Annotated in this window: 22 protein-coding genes; 9 read left to right on the top strand and 13 right to left on the bottom strand. The window is 61.6% G+C overall.

Annotated features, from left to right (window positions below; translation table 11 throughout):
- Window position 1 precedes the first annotated feature (1 nt).
- Both NXT3_RS24490 and NXT3_RS24485 read left to right on the top strand, forming a co-directional pair.
- Complete coding sequence (locus NXT3_RS24490; protein WP_104840797.1) at window positions 2-1066, top strand: ABC transporter ATP-binding protein; 1065 nt, start codon at window positions 2-4, stop codon at window positions 1064-1066.
- Between the two features lie 64 nt (window positions 1067-1130).
- Window positions 1131-2057 carry a carbohydrate kinase family protein gene (locus NXT3_RS24485; RefSeq protein ID WP_104840796.1) on the top strand — a complete coding sequence of 309 codons (927 nt, stop codon included), beginning with the start codon at window positions 1131-1133 and terminating at the stop codon, window positions 2055-2057.
- A 20-nt stretch (window positions 2058-2077) separates the two neighbouring features.
- Here NXT3_RS24485 and NXT3_RS24480 read toward each other — a convergent pair whose 3' ends face one another.
- The 8 genes from NXT3_RS24480 to NXT3_RS24445 all read right to left on the bottom strand — a co-directional run bounded on the left by NXT3_RS24480 (window position 2078) and on the right by NXT3_RS24445 (window position 10612).
- Window positions 2078-2635, bottom strand: coding sequence for a glucose-6-phosphate isomerase family protein (locus NXT3_RS24480; RefSeq protein ID WP_104840795.1), 558 nt, complete (start codon window positions 2633-2635; stop codon window positions 2078-2080).
- 161 nt (window positions 2636-2796) lie between these two features.
- The gene (locus NXT3_RS24475; protein ID WP_104841388.1) at window positions 2797-3801 is read right to left on the bottom strand and encodes an SIS domain-containing protein; all 1005 of its coding nucleotides are present in this window, start codon (window positions 3799-3801) and stop codon (window positions 2797-2799) included.
- A 187-nt stretch (window positions 3802-3988) separates the two neighbouring features.
- Window positions 3989-5194 (bottom strand): extracellular solute-binding protein, encoded by a 1206-nt coding sequence (locus NXT3_RS24470; RefSeq protein ID WP_104841387.1) that lies wholly within the window; start codon window positions 5192-5194, stop codon window positions 3989-3991.
- 320 nt (window positions 5195-5514) lie between these two features.
- The gene (locus NXT3_RS24465) at window positions 5515-6528 is read right to left on the bottom strand and encodes an ABC transporter ATP-binding protein (protein WP_104840794.1); all 1014 of its coding nucleotides are present in this window, start codon (window positions 6526-6528) and stop codon (window positions 5515-5517) included.
- A gap of 17 nt (window positions 6529-6545) precedes the next feature.
- A complete protein-coding gene (locus tag NXT3_RS24460) occupies window positions 6546-7385 on the bottom strand; it encodes a carbohydrate ABC transporter permease (protein ID WP_104841386.1) in 840 nt (279 codons plus the stop codon).
- On the bottom strand, window positions 7385-8317 hold the full coding sequence (locus NXT3_RS24455) for a carbohydrate ABC transporter permease (protein WP_104840793.1): 933 nt from the start codon (window positions 8315-8317) through the stop codon (window positions 7385-7387). Before NXT3_RS24455 ends, NXT3_RS24460 begins: the two co-directional genes overlap by 1 nt.
- Before the next feature lie 93 nt (window positions 8318-8410).
- A complete protein-coding gene (locus NXT3_RS24450) occupies window positions 8411-9667 on the bottom strand; it encodes an ABC transporter substrate-binding protein (protein WP_104841385.1) in 1257 nt (418 codons plus the stop codon).
- A 78-nt stretch (window positions 9668-9745) separates the two neighbouring features.
- A complete protein-coding gene (locus tag NXT3_RS24445; protein ID WP_104840792.1) occupies window positions 9746-10612 on the bottom strand; it encodes a DeoR/GlpR family DNA-binding transcription regulator in 867 nt (288 codons plus the stop codon).
- Between the two features lie 172 nt (window positions 10613-10784).
- Between NXT3_RS24445 and NXT3_RS24440 the strand changes: the two genes are divergently transcribed.
- The 6 genes from NXT3_RS24440 to traR all read left to right on the top strand — a co-directional run bounded on the left by NXT3_RS24440 (window position 10785) and on the right by traR (window position 16554).
- The gene (locus NXT3_RS24440) at window positions 10785-11639 is read left to right on the top strand and encodes a sugar phosphate isomerase/epimerase family protein (RefSeq protein ID WP_104840791.1); all 855 of its coding nucleotides are present in this window, start codon (window positions 10785-10787) and stop codon (window positions 11637-11639) included.
- Window positions 11639-12442: a PIG-L deacetylase family protein gene (locus tag NXT3_RS24435; RefSeq protein ID WP_104840790.1), complete on the top strand. Its 804-nt coding sequence runs from the start codon at window positions 11639-11641 to the stop codon at window positions 12440-12442. The genes NXT3_RS24440 and NXT3_RS24435 overlap by 1 nt, the downstream gene beginning before the upstream one ends.
- An 11-nt stretch (window positions 12443-12453) precedes the next feature.
- On the top strand, window positions 12454-13566 hold the full coding sequence (locus NXT3_RS24430; RefSeq protein ID WP_104841384.1) for a Gfo/Idh/MocA family protein: 1113 nt from the start codon (window positions 12454-12456) through the stop codon (window positions 13564-13566).
- 106 nt (window positions 13567-13672) lie between these two features.
- Window positions 13673-14473, top strand: coding sequence for an alpha/beta fold hydrolase (locus NXT3_RS24425; RefSeq protein WP_234828227.1), 801 nt, complete (start codon window positions 13673-13675; stop codon window positions 14471-14473).
- 103 nt (window positions 14474-14576) lie between these two features.
- The gene (locus NXT3_RS24420; protein WP_104840789.1) at window positions 14577-15398 is read left to right on the top strand and encodes a BtpA/SgcQ family protein; all 822 of its coding nucleotides are present in this window, start codon (window positions 14577-14579) and stop codon (window positions 15396-15398) included.
- A gap of 451 nt (window positions 15399-15849) precedes the next feature.
- Complete coding sequence (gene traR, locus NXT3_RS24410; protein WP_104840787.1) at window positions 15850-16554, top strand: autoinducer-binding transcriptional regulator TraR; 705 nt, start codon at window positions 15850-15852, stop codon at window positions 16552-16554.
- Between the two features lie 2 nt (window positions 16555-16556).
- Here traR and NXT3_RS24405 read toward each other — a convergent pair whose 3' ends face one another.
- The 5 genes from NXT3_RS24405 to traA form a co-directional block, all read right to left on the bottom strand.
- Window positions 16557-16865 carry a transcriptional repressor TraM gene (locus NXT3_RS24405; RefSeq protein ID WP_104840786.1) on the bottom strand — a complete coding sequence of 103 codons (309 nt, stop codon included), beginning with the start codon at window positions 16863-16865 and terminating at the stop codon, window positions 16557-16559.
- 318 nt (window positions 16866-17183) lie between these two features.
- Window positions 17184-17819 (bottom strand): TraH family protein, encoded by a 636-nt coding sequence (locus NXT3_RS24400; RefSeq protein WP_104841382.1) that lies wholly within the window; start codon window positions 17817-17819, stop codon window positions 17184-17186.
- A gap of 19 nt (window positions 17820-17838) precedes the next feature.
- Window positions 17839-19113 carry a conjugal transfer protein TraB gene (locus NXT3_RS24395; RefSeq protein ID WP_234828226.1) on the bottom strand — a complete coding sequence of 425 codons (1275 nt, stop codon included), beginning with the start codon at window positions 19111-19113 and terminating at the stop codon, window positions 17839-17841.
- The gene (gene traF, locus NXT3_RS24390; protein ID WP_104840784.1) at window positions 19082-19612 is read right to left on the bottom strand and encodes a conjugative transfer signal peptidase TraF; all 531 of its coding nucleotides are present in this window, start codon (window positions 19610-19612) and stop codon (window positions 19082-19084) included. The genes NXT3_RS24395 and traF overlap by 32 nt, the downstream gene beginning before the upstream one ends.
- Complete coding sequence (gene traA / locus NXT3_RS24385) at window positions 19609-22911, bottom strand: Ti-type conjugative transfer relaxase TraA (protein WP_104840783.1); 3303 nt, start codon at window positions 22909-22911, stop codon at window positions 19609-19611. The genes traF and traA overlap by 4 nt, the downstream gene beginning before the upstream one ends.
- Window positions 22912-23156: 245 nt before the next feature.
- On the opposite strand from traA, the gene traC reads away from it, so the two are divergent.
- The gene (gene traC, locus NXT3_RS24380) at window positions 23157-23456 is read left to right on the top strand and encodes a conjugal transfer protein TraC (RefSeq protein ID WP_104840782.1); all 300 of its coding nucleotides are present in this window, start codon (window positions 23157-23159) and stop codon (window positions 23454-23456) included.
- The last annotated feature ends 1 nt before the right edge of the window (window position 23457 follow it).

Raw genomic sequence — 23457 nt, 5'->3', positions numbered from 1 at the left:
AATGGGAGCTCTAACGATTAGCCAGATCAAGAAGGAGTACGGAACCCTACAGGTTCTCAAGGGCGTTGACATCGCTCTTGACGATGGTGGGTTCCTGGTGCTGCTCGGATCTTCCGGATGCGGAAAGTCGACGCTGCTCAGCATCATCGCCGGGCTAGCCGAGCCGACCTCGGGCGACGTGCGACTGGATGACAAATCCATCGTCGGCGTCCATCCCAAGGATCGCGACATCGCCATGGTGTTCCAGTCCTACGCCCTTTACCCAAACCTGTCTGTGGCCCGTAACATCGCGTTCCCCCTGGAAATGCGCAACGTGCCACGCGCCGACCGGGAAAAGGCAGTGGCGGAAGTGGCAAAGTTGCTTCGCATCGAGAGTTTGCTCGAGCGCAAGCCCGCTCAACTCTCCGGCGGCCAGCGTCAGCGCGTGGCCATCGGTCGGGCACTGGTGCGCAAACCAAAGCTCTTCCTGTTCGATGAACCGCTCTCCAATCTCGATGCGCGGCTGAGATCCGAGATGCGCCACGAGATCAAGCGACTGCACGGTATCCTCGGAACGACGATCGTCTATGTGACGCACGACCAGGTCGAGGCCATGACGTTGGCCACCCAACTTGTCTTGATGCATAACGGACAGGTGGAACAGCAGGGAACGCCCTCACAGATCTACGACCAGCCAAGAACGATGCGTGTCGCCGACTTTGTCGGTTCGCCGCCAATGAACTTCATTGCGGGGAAGGTCTTGAACGGCCGATTTCGGGGCGATACCTGCCCGATCGAATTCGACTTCAGGGGATCGGCTGGATCTTCGGAGATTGTGATCGGCGTCCGGCCGGAGGCAATCGGTGTCGGCGCAAACGGCTCGGCCTCCGGCATTGAGATCGAAGCCAATGTCAATCTCGTCGAGCTGACCGGTCCAGAGCAACTTATCTCGACACGCGTCGGGGGGCAGGACCTGATCCTGACGGCGCCCGCGAGCATTGACGTCAAGCCAGGGCAGATGGTCCGGCTCAGCATCGCGCCCCAAGGACTGCATTTCTTCGAGGCTTCGCAAGGGCTGCGACTGTAGTTCCGAGCAGAGCTTGGTCATTGGTCTCCCCGGCAATCCTGCCAGAAGAAGCGGACGTCTTTCCATGCTGAAAACAATTTCTGTCATCGGCAATGTCGCGGCCGATATCGTGTCGAGAGCGGTCGACGAATGGCCGGCGCCAGGCGCGGAAATGCTGGTCGATTCCATCTGTTTCCGTGCGGGCGGGGCCGCTGGAACAACGGCGGCTGTCCTGGCTTCGATGGGTGCAGCTGTTCAGCTGCATGCCACGATCGGTGACGATGTTGTCGGCCGCGCGGTGAGAGCAGGCCTCGCGGAAGCCGGCGTCGATCTCTCGTTGCTTAAAGTCGTGCCGGAATTGCCAACGACGATTTCACTTGCATTCGAGTCGGATGCCAAGGATCGAAGCTTCATTGCGGCACGCGGCCATCTGGAGCATTTTGCGTTCGAGGATATCGCCCATTCGGCCTACCAGTCAGATCTCGTGCTTCTGACCGGCTACTTTACCACGCCGGCGCTTCAGAAGAGCACGCTGCGTCAGCTCAGACTGATCAAGGCGTCAGGCGCGCTCAGCTTCTTCGATCCCGGTTCCGATCAGTTCGGCTGGTCTGAAGCCGTCCTGGCAGATCTGAGATCTTACCTGGCGATCGTCGACTGTTTCATTCCCAACGCTCAGGAACTTGTCGCCATCAGCGGGTGCAGCAATGTCGACGACGCATTGGAGCATGTCGGTAAACTCTGCGGCGGTTGGCTGATTGCCAAGCTCGGCAAGGAGGGATGTGCGGGCGTCGGTCCCGGCGGGGAATATTTCCGTCATGCGACGGAGCCTGTTGCCTGCGCCGACACAACCGGCGCCGGCGACAGTTTCAACGCCGGGCTTTTGTACGGGCTATCGAAGGGGATGGGGTGGTCGGATGCAGCAAGGCTGGGCAGCCGGGTTGCAACGGCCGTACTCAGGAAGCCGAAGGAAGCGCGGATTCTCTCCCCGCAGGAGGCGCTCGACCTGGTGTGACGACGCTATCGGGCGTGACGTCAAGCGAGCGGGTCGATTATCTCGGGGCTTGCGGCGCCCGCGATAACGTGTCTCAGCATCCCTTTTTCGAGGATCTCGCCGTAGTCGTTGCCAGCCTCGATGTTGCACACCCAGACAAAGACGAGGGGATCGGTGCCAACATTGATTGAGCGGTGCGCCCAATCTGGGGGAATAAGCGATGAGGTGCCCGGCCGCATCTCCATGGTCTCAATCTGGCGGTCTCGCGATTGCAGGAGAAGCAATCCCTCGCCAGCCTGAGTGTAATACACCTCCCCCATGTCGCGCCTCTTGTGGAAATGACCGCGGGTCATGAAATATTCGCGCCCGACCTGGCCCGGCTCGATGGTTGTCGTGCCGAACCATAAGTCGCATCCCTCTCTCTTGAAGGCCCGGACCTGATAAACGAGGATATTTTGATCTTCGGCAAGCATCCGGTCGACGGCTTGCCTGTCGGAAAAGACGTCTCTGAGATCAGCGAGGCGCTTTTCGTAGTGCTCGACCATCGGCGCAATCGCCCCAGTCGCAGCATCGATCGCGACATTTTCCGGGTACGTCATCTCGGTTCCTATCTGCTCTCCCCGTGTCGCCCGTTCGCTGTCGCGCGACTAACCGTCCGGTCCAAAGGCCGCGCCGTTTGCTGGCGCTCCAAGGCGCTTGTTCCTCGTGCAGTACGCTCTGGCTCATGCTGCGGGATGGCGCGACGACGGTGCAATATGCCCTACTCGACGCGTGTGACCTTGGCGATATGCATCGGCGTGCCGACATTCGCCACGTGCCGGCTGCCAAATTCCAGCATGAAGCGTTGGAGAACCGGCAGGAGAAAGAAGATCGCCGCCATATCCGAGCTCCTGGGCAGGCGGATGTTGATGGCATCACCGATCGGCTCCCCGCCTGAACAGTCGAACACGATAACAGGCGAATTGCACTTGCGAACCGCCGCCGTCAGACCGGCAAAACGTTCTCCGCCGGTTTCCGAGGATCGAAGCAGAATGACGCCGCGATCGGGTCCAAGCATTTCAAGCGGTCCATGCCGCATCTGGCCGCCTTCGATCGAGAAGGAGGGCAGCCTTGCAAGTTCGGCGATCCCGAGCGCCAGTCCTTCAGCCAGACCGCGCATCCTGCGGCCGCAGGTGATCACGGCAGAGACCTTGGAGAAATGCGCCAACGCCTCGTCAGGCGAGACCGGGTGCGACTTGGATAAGGCGGCAAGCGCCTGCACGGGGTCGGCGCCGAGCGCCTCCAGAATGGCGAGGTGCTGGGCAAATGCGATGGTAAAGCTGCGCGTGGCCGCGACCGCAATCTCGGTGCCGCCGCATCCGATCACAGAGGGAACGCTTGTTGCCAGGGTCGAGCCCGCTTCCATCGTCATGCCGAAGCAATCGTCCCGTTCAGCGGCCTCGCTCAGCCAGCGGACGGCTTCGGCACTTTCGCCCGATTGCGAGGTCGCAATGACGGTTTTTCCCTTCAACGGCCGCGCCGTGTCGAGCTGCTCCGAGAACGTCTGCGCCACCGCATCAATGCCGAAAGTCCGGTAGATCGGCTCGACGGTTCGGCCGACACAGTGCGAGCCGCCCATCCCGAGCAGCACCAACTGGCCGGTCGTCCGGAGCGAGGATGCAATCTCCGCCGCGCCCGCTCTTGCCGCCTCGTAGGAGGCAAGGGCATCACCTTGTTGACGGGCCATCTCGGATTCAATGGCCTCGCGCCCGCTCGGTTGGTTCATGATCGTGTCCTTATGGAGATGCTGGACGCCGGCTGATCGGATGAGCACGGCAAATTTTCCAGGAATTTGGGCGCTCTGGCGACGGCAGGGTCACAGGAGTGCTTCGACTGTGGTCGCACGGAGACGAGCCGACGGTTGCCGCATTGCATGGCTGACGGGCCGCCTTGTCGGCGGCCCGCCAGCCCCTTCAGGGCTGGAAGGAGCTCGCAGCCTCAACCAGCGCCTGGTCCGCAGAGGCCTGATCGAAGAGTGTTCGTTGAATGGCCACCTGCAGAAGCAGCGACAATTCCTGATATTTCACCACCGCCGGTCGCGGATACATCAGGGGCAGGCCGACCTTGGCAGCGGCGACCATTTCCTGCTGGCCTTCGATCACGGCCGGGTCATCGTAAGAACTTGCCCAGATCGGCAGGCTCAGCTTGGCATATTTGTTCTGGGTCGCCTGCGACGTCAGGAAAGTGATGTACTTCCAGGCTTCTTCCGGATGCTTGCTCGATTTGGTGATGCCAAGGCCCATGGAGCCATTGACTGCAGATGCCTGGGTGATGCCATCGACACCTGGAGCGGCAACGACGCCGACCTTGCCAGCGACCTTGCTCTGCTTCGGGTCATTGGCGAGATTGAACATGTAGGTCCAGTTGAGCGCGAAAGCGGCTTCGCCGTCCTGGAAGACACGGCGTACGTCCTCCTCGAGATATTCGCGCGAGTTCGGGTTGGTCGTGCCGTCCTTGATCGAGGCCGCCATATAGTCGAGCGCCTTCAGTCCGCCCTCGCTCTGGAATGCCGAGTTGCCCTTGTCATCGAGGAACTTGCCGCCGAAGGCCGAAAGCAGCGTGCCATAGTCGCAGATGACTGCTTCCGCCTGCGCCCAGCTCCAGACGACCGGATGCTCGACGATCTTCTTCTCCTTGATGACCTTGGCCTGGTTCATGAGTTCTGCCCAGGTCTTGGGCGGCGCATCGAAGCCTGCCTTCGCCAGCATCTCCTTGTTGTAGAACAGGTACTTGGTGTCGAGCACCCACGGCATGCCATAGCGTCGGCCCTTGTACTCCACGGTGGTCCAGGCGCCGGGAAGCACCCCTGCATTCATCTCAGGGGTGATGCGATCGGTGACGTCGACCAGAACCTCATTCTGGGCGAATTCGGCGGGCCAGATCACGTCGAACAGGACCGCGTCATAACCGTCACCGGAGCCTTGCGCGAGAACGATCTTGTCGTGGAGCCCTTCATAGGGAACGAATTCCAGGTCGACCGCGATGCCCGGATTCTGCTTCTGGAAATCGTCGGTCATCTCCCGGACGGATTGCTCATTGTAAGCCGCCTGCGCGATAAAGACGGCTTTGAGCTTCACATCGGCCGCGGAAACTTGGGCGGTCGTGATGCCGGTCAGCATCAGGGCCCAGGCGAATAGTCGTTTCATCGGATTGCTCCCCAGTTATCCAGCCGTGAGCAGGAGTGACCGGCCCACCGACTTGCGTTTTCAACCGCTTCATAAAATATGCACACGTTCGTGCAGTCAAGACCAATATGCACACTATCGCGCATTCGTCTGATCGGCAAATAAGACTGAGAACTTAGCGGTGTGTAAGCAGTGCTGCTGGCGTGCACCGACTCCCGGCGCGGCGGCGCCGCTTGACCTGGGCAGTCTTCTACAACTTTTTTTGCACGATATCGCGCACTTCGTTTGGCGGACTCGAGCCCGACCAACGCTGACTAGCTGAAGCGCCTGGCCTGCTCGTCGAACCGGTGGACACGATCCGGCCTCATCTCGAGACGGAGGAAGTCACCCGCCCTTGCTTCGACATCACCGGACACGCGCGCAACAATCAGGCCGATATCGGCAACCTCGATGTAAACGTTGGTATCGGCCCCGAGGTGTTCGACGTGGCTGACGGCGCCTTGGAGCGGGCCGTCATTGGTCGTGATTGCCAGGTGCTCGGGCCTTATGCCGACAAGGCGCACGTCGCGCATTCCAACCTTCGAACCGGGAAAGAGGTTCATTTGCGGCGAACCGATGAAGCGGGCGACAAAGGTGTTCGCCGGATGCCGGTAGAGTTCCATGGGCGATCCGATCTGCTCGATCCTGCCCTTGTTCATGACCACGATCTTATCGGCGAGCGTCATGGCCTCGATCTGGTCGTGTGTCACATAGATCATCGTCTTGCCCGTGTCCCTGTGGAGACGGGCGATTTCCAGCCTTGTGTTGACGCGCAGCGCAGCATCCAGATTGGACAGCGGTTCGTCGAGAAGAAACAAGTGCGGCTCTCGCACCAGCGCCCGGCCGATGGCCACCCGCTGGCGCTGACCACCCGATAGTTCCGACGGGCGCCGGTGCAGGAGCTCATCGAGCGCAAGCATCTTTGCCGCCTTCCCGACCTGAGCCTCGATGAACGATGCGGGCTTCCTGGCCTGTTTCAAACCGAGCGAAAGATTGCCCCTGACATCAAGGTGCGGGTAGAGCGCATAGGATTGAAACACCATAGCAATGTCGCGCCTCGAAGGCTCGACGTCGTTGACCCGACGGCCAGCAATGGTGATGTCGCCGGCGCAGGCGTGTTCAAGCCCGGCGATGATGCGTAGCAGCGTTGACTTGCCGCAACCGGATGGGCCGACGAAAACGACGAACTCGCCGCTCCTGATGTCGAGGTTGATGTCATCGAGCGCGTGGAAGTCACCGAAGCTCTTGTGCAGTCCCTTGATCTGCAGGGCAAGTTCTGATGCGGTCATGGCGATACCTTTGTGCCCTATTTGACGGCGCCGGCGGTCAGGCCGCGCACGAGCTGGCGAGAGAAGAGAAGATAGAGGATGAGGACCGGAACGATTGCGAGCGTCAAAGCAGCCAACACCGCATTCCAGTCGGTGACGAACTGGCCGATGAAGACCTGTGCACCGAGCGTGATCGTCTTAGTCTGTTCGGCTGGTGCAAGGATGAGCGGAAACCAGAGGTCGTTCCAGATGGGGATCATCGTGAACACGGCCACTGTCGCGATTGCCGGCCGCACCAGCGGCAGGACGAGTGTGAAGAAGATCTTGTATTCCGACAAACCGTCGATGCGCCCTGCGTCCTTCAGATCCGCCGAGATCTGCCGCATGAACTCGGTGAGGATGAAGACCGAAAGCGGCAGCCCTTGGGCGGTGTAGACGAGAACGAGGGCGACGAGATTGTTCACGAGCCCGGCACTGACCACCAGCTGCAGGATGGCAACCGTACCGAGGCGGATCGGGATCATGATGCCGAGCGCGACATAAAGAGCAATCAGCGCATTGCCGCGGAACCGATACTCGGAAAGGGCAAAGGCTGCCATCGCGCCGAACAGCAGAATGAGGGCAAGTGATACTCCGGTCACCGTCGCCGAATTGATGAAGTAGGAGATGAAATCCCCGCGCGCGGAAATCGTCTCGAAGCCGATCAGCGAGAAGCTCTTGGGCGTCGGCGGCATCAGCGGTTCACTGAAGATCGCAGCCCTGCTTTTGAAGGCGTTGATGACGATGAGGGCGACGGGAAACAGGGCAATCAGCGTGTAGCCGCCGAGCGCAGCATGGGCACCGATCCCGCGCACGAGATCTGAACGAGACCTAAACATCATAGTTGGTACCTCTGCAGACGGCGCTGCACGAAGAAGAGATAGGTGCAGACCCCGAACAGGATGAGCAGGAACATCATCGACGCGATCGTTGCCCCCATATAGGTGTCCCCCAACTGCAGCTGGAAGCCGAAGAAGGTGCGGTAGAGGAACGTGCCGAGCAGATCGGTGGAATAGTTCGGGCCGGCCTGCGCCCCTTGGGCGACATAGACCAGGTCGAACGCATTGAAGTTGCCAACGAAGGTCAGGATGGAGGCAATGCCGATGGTTGGCAGGATCAGCGGCAGCTTGATCTTGAAGAACTGGCTCCATCCCGTGACGCCGTCGCATTCGGCCGCCTCCAGCACCTCGTCCGGGATGGACAGAAGCGCGGCATAGATGAGGATCATCGGCATGCCGACGAACTGCCAGACCGAAACGAGAGAGAGCGCGATGAGGGCGCTGTCCTCGCGACCGAGCCAAGGCGCAAAAAGCCCGCCGAGCCCGATCGCCTTCATGATGGAGGGCGCAACACCCCATAGCGGAGACAGGATGAGCTTCCAGACAAAACCGACGATGACGAAGGAAAGAATGGTCGGCACGAAGATTGCCGTGCGATAAAACCGCACCAGTCTCAGCTTCGGGTTGGCCAAAAGCGCCGCCAAGGCAATCCCGATCGGGTTTTGCAGCAGCATGTGGATGACGAAGAACACCAGGTTGTTTGACAGCGCGTTCCAGAAGCTGGTCGCCCAGGTCGGGTCGAGCAGAAGCTTGCTGAAATTGTCGAAACCGACGAAGGCAAGCGTGTCGTCGACGTGGTTATAGAGGGACTGCTTGAGGGTCGAAGCCAGCGGGATAACCATCAAGGCGCTATAGATGGACAGTGCCGGCGCCAGAAACACCGCTATGTGCCACCGCGGCGACGGCGGACGGTCGGACTTTGCTGAAGACATGGATTCCACGTGCTCCGTGGCGAAGATAGGTCAATGGGCCGAGCCGAGGCGTCGGGCGTCTATGCGCCCGCCACCTCGTCCAGTTCGCGAGTGCTATTTCGCAGGCTTGTACCAGCTTGCGAGGCCATCCTGCAGGCGCTTGGCGGCAGCCTCCGGGGTCTCCACGCCATTGATGACGTTGGCGGACGCGTTCCAGGTTTCGTTTTCGAGATTGGGCGTGCCGCGCGAGAGGATCGCGTAGGTGGAGCGGATCGTCGACTGGCAATCATTGCGCCAGGAGAGAAACGTCTTGGCAAGCTCATTGTCGAGTTTGACCGGATGCTTGGAAAGCGCAAAGAAGCCTGGCAGCGCGTTGGAATAGAGCGTCGCGAACTCCTGCGAGGCCACCCAGGTCAGGAAAGTGCGGGCGGCCTCGGCGTTTTTAGAGGCGGCATTCAGCCCAAGGCCGATGTCGGGATGATCGGAGATGTAGCAGGTGTCGCCAGCGGAAGCGACGGGCGGCGGGAAGGCGCCGAGCTTGAACTGCGCCTGCTGGGTGAACAGGCCGATTTCCCAGGAGCCGGCCGGAAAGATAGCGGCGCGGCCGAGCGTGAACAGGTTCTGGCTGTCAGGATAGGTCTGGGCTTTGAAGCCATCGCCAAGATAATCGCTCCAGCGATTGAGAACGCGATACGGTTCCATCCAGCCTGCGTCGCTGAGCGTCTGCTTGCCAGCGACGAGCGCAAGCCGGCCCTCTTCACCCTTCCAGTAGGTCGGACCGATGTTCTGGTAGCCCATCGTGGCTGCTTCCCATTGATCAACGGTGCCCAGCGCCATTGGCACGGATTGCCCGTCGGTCTTTATCGCCTCGAGGAGCTTGAAGAACTCCTCATTCGTCTTCGGCGCGGCAAGTCCCAGTTGGCCAAAGATATCTGCGTTATAGATAAAGCCGTGGATGACGGAGGCCATCGGAACACAGAACGTCGTCTTGCCGTCGTCGGTCGTCCATGCGGCCTTCGCGACGGGCGAGAAGTCGTCGATCCCTGGAAGATCGTTCAAGGAGACGAGTTGCCGCTTGTCATAGAGCGCAAGCGATGCGTCGAATGGGCGGCAGGTGATGAGGTCGCCGGCCGAGCCGGCGTCAAGCTTCGCATTCAGCGCGGCATTATATTCGGTCGGCGCGGTCGGCGAAAAGCGCACTGTAATCCCCGGGTGCGCCTTTTCGAACGCGGGAATGATCTTGTCCTGCCAGATCGCGATGTCGTCGGTACGCCAGCTTTCGATCGTCAGCGTCACGTTCTGCGCGCGCGCGCCGCCGATAGAGAAGGTCGTCGCAGCAAGGCACGTTGCTGCCAATAAGAGTCTTATCATTCCCGTTCCCCTTTTGTGGTTGATTGTGGAAGATATGATGCCGACCAGCTGGGCCGGCTGATGCCTCATTCCCTCCCGTCAGCGGCGCTCATCCCCCGCAATGACGAGCTCTACCTGCGCTTCCTTCAAGGCACGGGCGAGAGCCGGTGGTGGCGCCGCGTCGGTGACCAGAACGTCAAGCATCTCCAGCCCGCCAAGGCGGACCGTCGAGGTCTTGCCAAACTTGCTGCTATCGACGAGGGCGATCACCTGGTTCGATTGGGCGACGAAGGCCTGCTTGACCTCGGTGTCTTCGATCGAGAAGTCATAGAGGCCGGTCTCGTCGAGCGCCGACAGGCCGAGGAATGTCTTGTCGAACCGATAGTTCGCAAGCTCGCGGATGGCGCGCCCGCCGGTGATCGACATTTCGAGCGGCCGGACCTGCCCGGTCGGCACAAAAACCGAGACCAGGCTGTCGGCCAGCGTCATGGCGACACGCAGGCTGTTTGTCGCCGCGCGCAGATTGGGAAAGCCGACAATCTCCTTTGCCAGCATCAGCGTCGTGGTGCCGACATCGAGCCCGATCATTTCGTGCTGGCGGATCAGGCGAGCAGCGGCGGCGACGATCCTTCGCTTTTCCTCCTGGTTCCTGACCTGACGATCCCGAAACGGCTGCTCGGCCCCCAACGGTGCAGCCTCCGGAAGGATCGCCCCGCCATGGGCGCGTTCCAGGCTGCCGTCTTTCTCCAGGGCCTTGAGGTCGCGTCGGATGGTCATCTCCGAGACACCGAAATGCGCCGCCATCTCTGCGACGGTGATGAAGTCACGCGATTTGACCATTGCCAGCAACGCCCTCTGGCGCGCCGTCTGCAACTGCCGGCCGGCAGTGTTCGGGGATGCGCCCTGATCCTGCGCTTCAGTCTCGACCATGTTTTCACCGTGTTCGTTCATGTTCGCTATTGTCATATAATGTTCGATTGTGTTAGACGTTGTCAAGTGGTCGTTCGGCCGCACTTGAAAACCGCTGAGAGCTTCGTGGCGACCAAGACGCCATTAGACGAAGACTCGCCAGGCAAACATTGGAAATCGAAGCCCGACCACCGCGCCTTCACGGCGACAATTGCGGGCTCTGCTTTGAATGGACCGAAACTTGATCCAGCTCGGCATCTTCGCCAAAACCTTCGATCGCAAGACAAGCGCCAAGCTCGCTGACGCCATCGCGCTGTCGGGCTACGAGTGCACCCAATTCAACATGGCAAGCATTGGGCTTGATTCGCTGCCCTTGAGCCTCGACCATGCCCAGCTCGAGACCGCGAAGCGTGACTTCGACGCGAGCAAGGTGGCCATTCCAGTTGTCTCTGGCACCTACAACATGATTGCCCCGGACCCGCAGGAGGTCGAACAGGGAAGGCATGGTTTTCGCGTGCTCGCCGAGGCAAGCAAAGCGCTTGGCTACCGGACGATCACGCTTTGCACCGGCACCCGCCATGCTCAGGACAAGTGGAAATTCCATCCCGACAATGCCGGCGAGGAGGCCTGGAGTTCTTTTCGCGCCGAGCTCGACCGGCTGATCGAAATTGCCGAAGCACATGATGTCATGCTCGGTGTCGAGCCCGAGCCATCGAACGTCATTTCTTCGCCAAAGGCCGCGCGCCGGCTGCTGGACGAGGTCGGCAGCGACCGCGTCAAGATCGTGTTCGACCCGTTCAATCTGGTGGAATGGAGCAATCACGAGCATGCGTCCGATACGCTGCTGCGCGCCTTCGAACTCCTGGCGGAATCGACCACGATCATTCATGCCCAGGATATGCGTCGCGACGGCAAGCCCGCCGCGCCTGGCACCGGGTTCATCGACTTCGCATACCTCTTCAACCTCTTCCTGAGAGGAGGCTTCTCCGGACCGATCATCGCCCACGGGTTCGGGGAAAACGAGGCTGCCTCCACCGCCAACTTCCTGCGGGGTCTCCTTCCGGCAAAGGGGCCGGCACGCTGATGTCTACCGCAGGCTCGCGCCACCTCTTCCTCTCGCCACATCTCGATGACGCGCCGTTCAGTTGCGCAGGACTGATCAGGAAGCTGGCGAGCGCCGGTGGCGACGTCGTGGTCTCGACCTTCGTCACCGCCGATGCGACCGGCTCGCTCACTCCGCTTGCCGGCCGCTTCCACAGCGTCTGGAACCGCGGCGACCGTCCCTATGCGATCCGTCGCGAGGAGGACATTCGGGTAGCCGAATTCCTCGGTGCGCGTTGCCGTCATGAGGGCGTCCTCGATGCCATCTACCGCAAGGATGAAGGTGGCGAGCCGATCTATCGTGACATTCCGGAGCTGTTTGCCGGATTGAAACAGGCAGATCAGGCGCACGTCACGGCAATTGCCCGCAAGCTTGATGAAATCATCGCCGAGGAGCGGCCCGACGTCGTCTATGCCCCGGTCGGCATCGGCCGACATGCAGATCATCTCTGCGTGGTGGCGGCGGCCAAGGAGATTTGTCTCGGCCGTCTGCCCCTGCGGCTTTACGAAGAGTTTCCCTATCTGCTCGGGGAATTTCCGGCGGAGCACCCGATCACGGTCGAGCTCGGGTTGAAACTCTCCGGCTGGGAGGGGGCCACGTCCGAAGTCGTTGATGTCGACCTTGCTGCCCGTGTCGACGCCGCCCGCCTCTATTCAAGCCAGATCCCGGAAATCTTTGGCAGCGACGCGGGATTGGTCGAGGCGATGCGGCGGCATGCGCAGCAATACCAAGCGAAATCCGGGAGGGAGAGATTATGGACCCCGACAACACCGACCGCACACTGAAGGACGCGACCATGCAGCAGGAGCGCAACGACAAGGCCGCTCCGCTCCGGGTCCTGGCCGTCGGGCTGGGGCACATGGGCATCTCGCACGCCGAGGCGATCACCCGCATCGACGGTTTTGAGCTCGTCGGCGTCTGCAGCCGTTCCATTCTCAGCATGGAATTGCCGCCCGCACTCTCCTCCGTCGACCGGTTCGACGACTACGATGCGGCACTGAAGGCGCTTGCGCCCGACGCTGTCATCATCAGCACCTATCCTGACACGCATGCCGATTTCGCGATCAAGGCGATGCGGGCCGGCGCGCATGTCTTCGTTGAAAAACCGATGGCACGCAGCGTCGAAGAGGCCGAACGCATGCTCGCGGTCGCCAGGCAAACCCAGCGCACCCTCTATATCGGCTACATCCTCAGGGTTCACCCTTCCTGGCGAGAGCTCATCCGCCGCGGCAAAGAGCTCGGCAAACCGCTCGTCATGCGGATGAACATCAATCAACAGTCGATCGGTGATGCCTGGACCTGGCACAAGAACCTGATGAGGTCCCTCCCCCCGGTCGTGGACTGCGGCGTCCACTATATCGACGTGATGTGCGAACTGACCGGCGCAAGACCAGTTCGCGTCCACGGCATCGGCGCGCGCCTTACCGACGAAATCGCCGAAGACCAGTACAATTATGGCCAGTTGCAGGTGACCTTCGATGACGGCTCGATCGGCTGGTACGAGGTTGGCTGGGGCCCGATGATGAGTGAGGTCGCCTATTTCGTGAAGGATGTAGTCGGGCCGAAAGGCGCCGTCAGTATCACGATGAGCGAAAAGGGCGACGCTGCCGCCGAGGGCGCATCGACGACGGCGTCATCGGACATCTTGAACCACGTCAAGACCAGCGCGCTCAGGATCCACCATTCAGAGCTCAATCCGGACAACTCGCTGAAGCATGCCGACGAGATCATCCGGATGGCCGATGAGCCTGATCATGACGCGCTGTGCGAACTGGAGCAGCGCGCCTTTCTGGACGCCATCCGCGCCGGCGCGGTCGACACGCCAGATCTCGCGGCCGCGGTGGACAGCCTCCGCGTCGTGCTCGCGGCGGATCAGAGCATCCGAACGCGCCGCCACATCGACCTCTAGCAGCGGCTGAGAAAGGTGATCCGGTTTGAAAAACAATAGGCATATCCAGTCCACGACAGGCGGCGCGCGCCTCAATGTTGTTAGGCGCGGCAATCATGGGCTTCCAGTGCTGTTTCAGCACGGCCTCGGCGGAGATGCACAGCAGGTGACGCGCATCTTCCCACGGGAGGCGGGCTTCGATCTGACGACGATCGAATGCGCCGGTCATGGCGCGTCTTCGTGCCCGCGGCCTCCGGCTTTTTCGCTTGAGTTGTTCTACGCGGATGTCACTGCTTTCTCGACCGAGCACTTCCCGCTTGGCTTTGTTGCCGGGGGAATTTCGATGGGGGCGGCGCTGGCGTTGGCTCTTGCGATCCGCAACCCGAGCTCGGTCCGGGGGCTCATCCTGGTTCGGCCGGCCTGGTTCATCAGCAGGTCGCCGGCAAATCTCGAGCCTATTCGTTACGTAGGTGGGCTGCTGCAGCAATATCCTCGGCAGCAAGCTTTGGACGTCTTCGTCGCAAGTGAACTTGCCGCCCGGATCAGAGAATCGAGTCCGGACAACTACGCCACATTGATCGACTACCTCGGTGACCACCAACCCGAATGGGTCGGAAAACTGCTGACCGACATCGCCGCCGACGGGTTTGAGTTTTCGGTCGCGCAACTCGAAAGCATCAACGTCCCAACCCTCGTCATCGGCGTCGAGGCAGATGATATTCATCCTCTCGCACTCGCCGGGCAGCTCCATCGCTCCATACCCGGCTCGCGGTTTGAGAGAGCTCCGCGGAAAGACGACGCGGGCGCCGCTCCCAATTACTTCGACCGGACAGCCGAGCTTATTGCAGGCTTTCTCTCCGGCATCGCAGCGCAAGAGCCAGACGTGCGCGCACGCCCTGTCCACGGGAGCGGCGAACACTCTACCTGATGCCGACCAACCCGCCACGGCACTACGGAGGGCAGAGCCGGTCCGCTGGCGCCGTGAGACCTATGATCAACAATTAGCCTGACAGCACGAAAGGGATAGACCGATGCAATGGCTCAAAGAAACCTTCAACGTTGACAAGCCCATCATTGCGATGTGCCATTTCCAGGCGCTTCCTGGCGACCCGGCCTATGACACGGCCGGCGGCATGAAAAAAGTCATCGAGAAGGCTCTCGCCGACCTCACCCATCTTCAGGACGGTGGCGTCGACGCCGTTATGTTCTCCAATGAATTCAGCCTTCCCTACTTGACGAAGGTGCGCCCGGAAACGACAGCGGCCATGGCCCGTGTTATCGGCGAGTTGATGCCCTCGATCAAAATTCCATTCGGCGTCAACGTGCTTTGGGATCCGATCGCCTCGATCGATCTCGCCGCGGCAACCGGAGCCGTGTTCATCCGCGAAATCATTAGCGGCGTCTATGCCAGCGACTTCGGCCTCTGGAATACGAATGTCGGTGAGACGGTCCGCCACAAGATGCGTCTCACCCCGAACTTGAGGCTGCTCTACAACATCGTACCGGAAGCCGCCTCCTATCTTGGAAATCGCAACATCATCGATATCGCGCGCTCCACTGTCTTCAACAATCGCCCCGACGCGCTTTGTGTCTCCGGCCTGACCGCCGGCGCGGAAACAGACACGCAGATCCTATCCAGCGTCAAAAAAGCCGTTCCTGACACCGTGGTACTCTGCAACACCGGCTGCCGGCTCGAGAACGTCGAACGCCAGCTCTCCGTCTCCGACGGCGCGGTGGTGGGGTCGACCTTCAAGATCGATGGCGTGTTCGAGAACGCCGTCGATCCTGCTCGCGTGAAAGCCTTTATGGACAAGGTCAAGGCGATTCGAAACGGCACCTCGAAGGCCGCATAAGGTTTCCTCGTGACCGACCTAATCAACTGCACATCGCGGGAAATTGGGTCGGTCCAGTCCGCTCATTCTGACGTTGAGTGTGCAACTGAAGTATGAAGATCGATACGAGCCATGCCAAAGATAGCGCCGCGCCGCATGGGCAACCGCGTCTATCACTTCGCTTGTCGAACAGACATCTCGATTGAAAGGTGAGACGAGATCGCGAGGCTCCGTCAGCTGTTCACGCTGATCCATCTCATGGTCTCGCAAATGCTGCCCGCAGGGGTCGATTGAAATGCAAAGGCCAACCAGTTTCGCAATCGCAATTTTCGCTCTCCGGCCAGCTGCGACAGGACACTGTCCCAACGGTTGGTGACGGGACCGCCATCGAGAGCCGGCAAGCCCATTGTGAGGGCCTGCATGGCTTCCGGCGACCATTCCGGAGCGGCCCGAATTTAAAGGAGAGAATAGAATGCGACAGTGGCTGGACAAGCTCACCGATCTCGCCGCCATACCTGGCGATGAGCGGATCATCAAACATGGACTTGCGAATTTCACCGAGGAGTTTGGCTTTGTCGGCTATGCCTATGTCAACATGCTCTCAAGCCGTGCCCATGTCGTTTCAAATTATGGGCCGGAGTGGCAAGCCCATTATGCCGAGCAGCATTATTTCGAGATCGACCCTGTCGTTCGCCGCGCGAGAGCCCTGAAAGGGGCCTTTACATGGAGCGGTGAGGCGGAGAAGTCTGAGCTGTCGAAGGAGGAGCGCTCCTTCTATGCCCATGCGGCCGATTTCGGCATTCGTTCCGGCGTGACCATCCCGATCAGGGCGGCACATGGCACGCTGGCGATGTTCACGCTGGCCTCGGGAAAGCCGGAGAGCGAAATGAAGCACGGGTTGGACCCGTTGGCTGCCGCCGCCGCGGTCGGGCAACTGCATGCGCGCATCAGCTTTACCGATCTGGCGCCGACCCTGCCGCAGCCGGACTTCTTCGATTCCGTGATGGCCGACTATTTGTACTGGATCTCCGAAGGCAAGACGAAACGGGAAGTGGCTGGCATTCACAACGTCTCCTATGACAACGTGCGGTCCAAGATTCGCGAAGCGCGAAAGCACATCAAGACCGGGAATACCACGCACCTGGTCTCGACCGCCATTCGCATGGGACTGATCTGAGATCAGTCCCCCGGTACCTTCGGAATATAACCGAGGATGTTGATCAGCGTGTTCGTTGCGTACATCTGGGCGTGCATGTCGATGCAGGCCCTGATGTAGTCGAGATGCTGCTCGCTGCCGACCATTTCCGGGATCTTGTCTTCTTCGGGCAATGCCTTGAAGTGTTGATCGGCCTTCTTGACCAGGATGCGGTGGGTTCGGATGGCTTCCACGGTCAGAAGCTCCAGCTGGGGCTGGGGAAGCCCCTTCGTGAGCCCGTACAGGGCGCGGATTTCGGGTTTCGCTTGCAAGACGGCTGTTTCCAGTCCCATTTCAGTCTCCCGGCTTGTCTGCGGTGCGCCCCCGCAAACGTTAATCCCTGATCCCAAGCCGGGGGTTGGAAAACTGTACTCGGACAGTCCTGCGACCTTTAGCACCGGAGCGCCTGGACATGCGTCACAGGCCCCCGGCCAAAGGCAGAGGATTCTGATGTCGCAACGGTCGACATCAACCGCCGAGTAGAGGTTTCCACACCCCGGGGCGGCGCGTACCGCCCTACCCGCCCTTATAGAGGGCGAAATCAATTTTTGCCAGTGCAAACAGGCGGATAATTGCCTTTGGCGTGGTGCAAATCTGCACTCGCTCCACGTTCATTTCGCACCGATGCCGGAAAGGTCGATGCGGATACCGGCCTTGTTCGGATCATCGTGCGCGGCATCTTCGGCGGGCTCGCTCGCCTCACTTTGCACTTTGGCATCTGGCTCCTCTGTTTTCTCGACGTCATCGTTCGCCGGCGCGTCAGCATCGGAGGTGTTAATCTCGTCCTTGCCGGAATCCGGCGTTCGGAACACCGCCTCTCCCTCGAAATATCCCGATTGCCAGGCGATGACCGCGTCCTCGAACACCTGGCGCTCAGCCTCCTCGCCGGTCGGGTTGCCATACCACTTCAAGACGATCCGGTAGACCTTGGCGAAGAGCGCCGTGCCCATGCGGAGATTGGCGCAGGCATCCACAAGATCGGGCTTCAATTCGCCGGCTTCGAGCACGCCGAGGCCTGCCGGATATTGGGTGATGCCGACACGCACGACATTGCGGCCGATATTCTGGCGGATCAGGCCCATCGCCGCTTCCGGCGTTGCGGGTTTCGGGGCGAGAACGACACGCTTTCCCGAGCGCACCGTGACGGTCAACGGGTCATCGGATCCAGCAGCAGTGACAAATCTCTCGACGATTGCCGGTTTGAGCCCGGGATCGGCGCATTCCGTGATCAGTGCCACATCGACCATCATGTCTTCTCCCTATCTCTCAGGTATTGAATGCGGTGACCAGCGGCAGGCCGAACAGTCTGGCCCAGGCGATGGTACTCGCCCGCTGGATGGCGACGATCGAGGTGCCCGTGGTCCACCAGCCATTGCCTGTGGCGACGATAATGTCGGGTGAACTCAGCATCGACTGCAGGAAAGGCCAGACAATGAGCTGCTCGTAGCAGATCAGCGGCGCGATCCTGATACCGCCGATTTCGACGACCGAATTGCCAAAGATGTGCGCCTTGGCGCCGCCCTCGCCCGTCCAGGTTTTCCAGGGCTGCCACATCGAGACGGGAACCGGCATGCGCTCGCGATAGAGGATTTGCGACCGCTCGGCCGAGATCGCGACCAGCACGTTGTCATATCCTCGACTGTCGAGAACGGCGGCGCCGGCAATGACGGTAATATCGTAGCCGCGCAAAGCCTCTTGCCACAGGCGCTCGACGGTCGGCGTCCAGAAGCCGAGCGCGCTTTCGGGAAGCACGATGACGCGGATATCGTCGCCGGCGTTTTGGAGCACTGTGGCAATCAGGACTCGGTGGCGTTCCAATGATGTGTCGCGGCCCAGGCTTTTGCCCATTTCGAGGTCGACGCCTTTCCATCCCTCCGGTAGGCTCGGTCCTGTCCAGGTCGCGGCGGACCAGACCCAAAAGCTCATCAAGGCGACGGCAGCTGCCGGCCAGAAGCGCGATGTCAGCATCGCCAGGCCGGCAGCAGTCGCCAGCAAGCCCCACCATCCCCATCCCGGAAACAGCACGCCTGCCGCGGTGATCGGCTGCGCCCAGCCGGTGATGCCGAAAGGCGGCAGCGCCATGACAATGGCCGCCAACAGATATCGCACCGCGCGTGCCCAATCCGCACCGAACCTGCCCTCACGCGCTTCTTCGGGTCGCGCGCTGCCCAGTCGTCCCCTCTCCGGTCGCCCTTTACCCAGTCGCCCCCATGCCGAACGATTTGACCAGGCCGCCGCATGGACAACGACAAACCCGGCCGAGGCGGCGAGCCAGAGCAATAACCCAGGCCAGAGATCGGCGGCATAGAAATTCGCAACCCCTTGCGGCAGACCGCGTGAGGCGGCGAGGAAATACCCCGCCGAGACCATGGCTGCGACCAGACGCGACGGCGACAGCGCCCACAGCGCCGGGAAGATCATCGCAATCGGAAGAGCGAGCACATGACCGCTCCAGCCGACAGCGCCGACGACGATCGCCAGCGCGACGAGAAGAGCGGCGCGTGCGCGCTCACGGATCGATGGTGAAGACCGGGCGGGCAAGCCCGAGCAATCCGGTTTCGGGGATCGGTCCAAAATATCGGGAATCATAGGAGCTCTTGAAATGAGAGTGCAGATAGAGGTATCCCGGCGGCACGATGCCGCCGGCAAACGATTTGAGCGGTCGCCCGGCGCCATCGATCTTGCGCAGGCGCGAGGAAGGCAGAAGCCTGCCGTCGATCCGGACATCCTCATCGATCTCGACATTCTGACCGGGCAGCGCTGCGATAGCCTTGATCAACGGAGCGACACCCCCCGGGCAGAGGCCGCGGACGAGGTAGGAGCGCCGGCGCGCTTCCTCGAACAGCGGCGTCACCGGCGGGCAGACGAAGACCAGATTGCCGACCGCGATTGCTCGGCTCGGTGCCTCGATCCGCCAGAGCCCGAGCGGTTCGCTCGGCGTCAGGTTGAGGCGAAATCCGCCGAGAAACGCCGCGGCCGAAAGCAGCCCCACCAACATCGCCGAGGCGCCGAGCACCGTGATTGCCTGCCGCCGCGTCATTGTTTCAGGGTCGGGGTCTGGCGTTGGGTAAGGCGCAGATCCTCGACCTGTTTCAGCGTCGCCGCGGTGCGCTCATGCGCGGCCAGCTGTTGCGCCGTGCGCATCACCGGCCAGGCCTCCTTGAGGCTTTCCTTTTCCTGTGGCTTGAGCCCGGCGGCGAGTTTTTCGAAGAGCTGTCCTTCGGCATTACGCGCCGCGTTCGACAGCAGCACGCGCTCGCCGAAGCGTTCGGCGACGGCCGTGTTGAAGCCGTCGATCTCGAGCTTGGTCTCGCGGTCGCTGAGTGCAAATCCGAGGGCCGCCGGAAGGTCGTTGCGGTCGATCGCATCGCGCACCCGCTCGAGCACGACGCGCGCCGCCGGCGACAGCGCCGGGATGTCGATCGACACGCGCTTCCGCAGACTCTGTTCCTCAGCCTCCAGCCGCTCCCGCGCCGTCTCGCGCATCTTCAGATATTGCTCGATGTCGCGTTTCAGGGCGGGCACGTTGAGCTCGGCGACGCGACGCGCTTCGCGGTCCGCCTTGTTCGCCAAAAGGCCGGTCTTGCCCTTCAGCGCACCGAGCGACGCCGGCTCATCGACAAGTTTCTGAAGCTCATGTTTCGCTGTTTCGCGGTCAGCGAGAACGGCATCGAAATTCATCGCCCGGAAGGCGGTTTCCGGATCGGCGAAGACATAGCGGAAGCGGGTCGAGACCTCCTCCCACTGGGCGCGCAGCGCCGGATCGTCGCCGAGCTTTTTGTCGACGCTGTCACCCACGGAGAATGCGAATTGCTTGACGCCGGCGACCATCGGTGGGAGCTCCTTCTTCGGTTGCTGGATGGGAGATTGGAAAAGTCCAAGCTGCTCGCCCGCGGCCCGCAGGCGGGACACCAGATGAGCCAGCTTCTGTTTCTGGCGCAGCGTCCAGTCGAGCCGGTCGCGGACGAGCGTGCGGGCGACCTGGACGAGATGCAGTCCACGGTTTTCGGCGAAGGAGAGCGCCTGGCGGTAGAGCGTGGCGCGCTCGTAATCGAGCGTCGTTTCCTTGGCATTCTTCCGCGACAGGACCTTCTCGAGCCCACCATTGATGGCGAAGGAGCGCTTGCCGTAGTAGACCTGCAGATCCTCGCGGTGGCGGGTCATGGCGACATAGGTCAGGTGACGGTCGAGCGACAGTGACGCCAGCACCTTGACCCGGTCGACGGTGGCGCCCTGGGACTTGTGGATCGTCGTCGCATAGCCGTGATCAAGATTGTTGTAGAACCGCTGTTCGACTGTCACCTGCCGGCGTTGATCGCCCTCGCCGACCACGGCGACGATCCGGTTGGGCGCTGCCTCGACGACGCGGCCGAGCATGCCGTTCTTGACGCCGAGCGATCCCTCGTTCTTCAGAAAGACGATCTGGTCGCCGGCATCGAAGCGACGATTACCGTCGTCGGTGCGGAAGGCATGCCCCTCACCGAGAACGCCGCGCTCGACCAGTTTTGCCCGCGCCATCTCGTCCAAGCGACGCACGTCGCGGCGCAGGTGGGCCAGCATCAGCGTCGTCTTGGTCTGATCGTAATCGCGGTTCCAGTCGGCGATCAGTTGTTCGACGGCTTCAGCCTTCAGCATCGAGCCATGCAGCCGGTCATGCGCCCGATAGCAGGTAAGTGCGGCTCCGACATGCCCGCGCGCCAGATCGAGCGAGGCAGCCCGCATCCAGTCCTCGCGCTGGCGGTAGATCGTCTCCAGTTCCGCATAGCCAATCCGGTCGGCAATCGCCCGGAAGGCGGCACCCGCCTCGATCGGCTGCAGTTGATCGGGATCGCCGACCAGGACGAGTTTGGCCCCTGCCCTCACCACGGCCTCGACGAAGCCAGCCATCTGCTTTGAGGCGACCATACCGGCCTCGTCGATGACGAAGACGGTCTTGGGATCGAGAGTGCCCTGCCCGCGCTTCCAGCGCAGCTCCCAGGAGGCGAGCGTCCGGCTCTCGATACCAGCTTCCTTCTCCAGACCCTCGGCCGCCTTGCCGGCGAGCGCGCCACCGACGACGCGGTAGCCAGCGAGTTCCCAGGCTTCCCGCGCCGCCTTCATCATCGTCGTCTTGCCCGCGCCGGCGCGGCCGACGATCGCGGCGATCCGGGCCGGACCGGCGACATGTTCGATTGCAGTTTTCTGCTCGACCGACAGCCGCGCATGGCGGGCGAAGACGGCGCCGAGAACGTTGTCATCGACACCGTGTGTCTCCCGGCCCGCGAGCCAAATGGCACGATTGGCCATCTCGGCTTCGAGCCGGATCAACGCCCGTGTCGTGTAGCGCGCCGGCACCTTCTCTCCGGTCGCAAAGTCGATCGTGTCGCGCTGCAGCCGCAGCACCTCGGCGTGCTGGAGAATACGCGCCATCAACTGCTGAAAGGTGGCGGGATCGTCGACATAGCGGTGCAGCACCTTGGCGACGTCGCGGGTGTCGAAGACGCTTTTCTCCCGCGTGATCAGGTCGAGCACGACCGCCGGGTTTCGAAGGATACGGCGGGTGTTCTCGGCGCGGCACTTGTCGTTAAGGGAAAGCCGCTCGAGCTCGGGCCGGACGCCTTCTCTCTCCGCCTTGCGCTCGATCGCCTTGGCGCCAACGCCGAGGTGAATCGTCGGTTCGAGCGCGATGCCCTGCTTCTCGTAGGAGCGGCCATCGACGCGCAGCGAAATCCCGTTCAGCGCCAGATGATGGTTCTGCCGCTCGAACCAGCCGTCGCGCAGGTGATTGAAATCATCCGTCGAGCCGGCCCAGAGCTCATAGACGATTTTGCCGGACTTGGTCTTGAGCGCCTGGCCGTCCTCGCCTGTGACCGCGACCTTCTTCGGCCCGAAACCCTTCTCCGTCAGCGGCCGCAATGTGGTCATCAGGTGGATATGCGGATTACCCGGATTGTCGTGATAGACCCAGTCGGCGACCATGCCCTTGGACAGCACGTGCTTCTCGACGAAATCGCGCACCAGCGCGATGTTCTGCTCCGGCGTCAGCTCCAGCGGCAGGGCGATGGTCAGGTCCCTGGCGAGCTGAGCGTCGGCGCGCTTCTCGAAGGCCTCGACCCGGTTCCAGAAGGCTTCCGACGCACCGGAGATTGAACGATCGGCAATCAGCTGCCGCGCCCATGCAGGCGCATCCGCCGGCAGCGAAAACTCCTCGTGCAGGAGCCCTTCTTTCCGCGTGTAGTCGATGGTGCGAGCTTCGCGCTCGTAGTCCATCCGGGCGCAATGGCGATAGGCCGCCGACAGCACGGCGCTGCGGCCGGAGCCGCGGCTGACGATGCTGGCGGAGAAATGGGCGATGGCCACGGCGGTAAAACTCCCGGGTTAAACCTTGGTCAGTCCAAGAGCGGGCCCCGCCAGGGCTGCAACGCAACACGTCGCCACAGCGACGTATAATTGCGCCCTTGGATCCGCTCTTATCAAGCGGCGGGATGATGTCGCAAAGTGTCGGCTTTGCCGACGTGCAAATTTGCACCTTTCCTTGGGTAGCCATTCAGAGGAGTCTCGGCGTCGCAGAACGAACGCCAAGACGACCAGGAGATGCGACCGGAATGAAGAAGCCGTCATCGAAGATCAGGGAAGAAATAGCGAGGCTGCAGGAACAGCTCAAGCAAGCGGAGACCCGCGAGGCGGAGCGCATCGGCAGGGTGGCGCTGAAAGCCGGTCTCGGCGATATCGAGGTCGAAGAAGCTGAGCTCCAGGCGGCCTTCGAGGAGATGGCCAAGCGGTTTCGCGGCGGCAAGGGACAGGCGACCGGAAGGAAGGATGGCGGCGGCGGCGGAAAGCTTGACCAACCATCGCCCGCGACGTTCGCGGCTGGCGCGGATGCGGGCGGCACTGGCGAGGCTTGAG

Origin of the sequence: Sinorhizobium fredii, from assembly GCF_002944405.1 — a bacterium.
Taxonomy (GTDB): Bacteria; Pseudomonadota; Alphaproteobacteria; order Rhizobiales; family Rhizobiaceae; genus Sinorhizobium; species Sinorhizobium fredii_C.
Note: the sequence above shows the minus strand (reverse complement) of the source record. Positions and strands in the feature narration are given on the sequence as shown.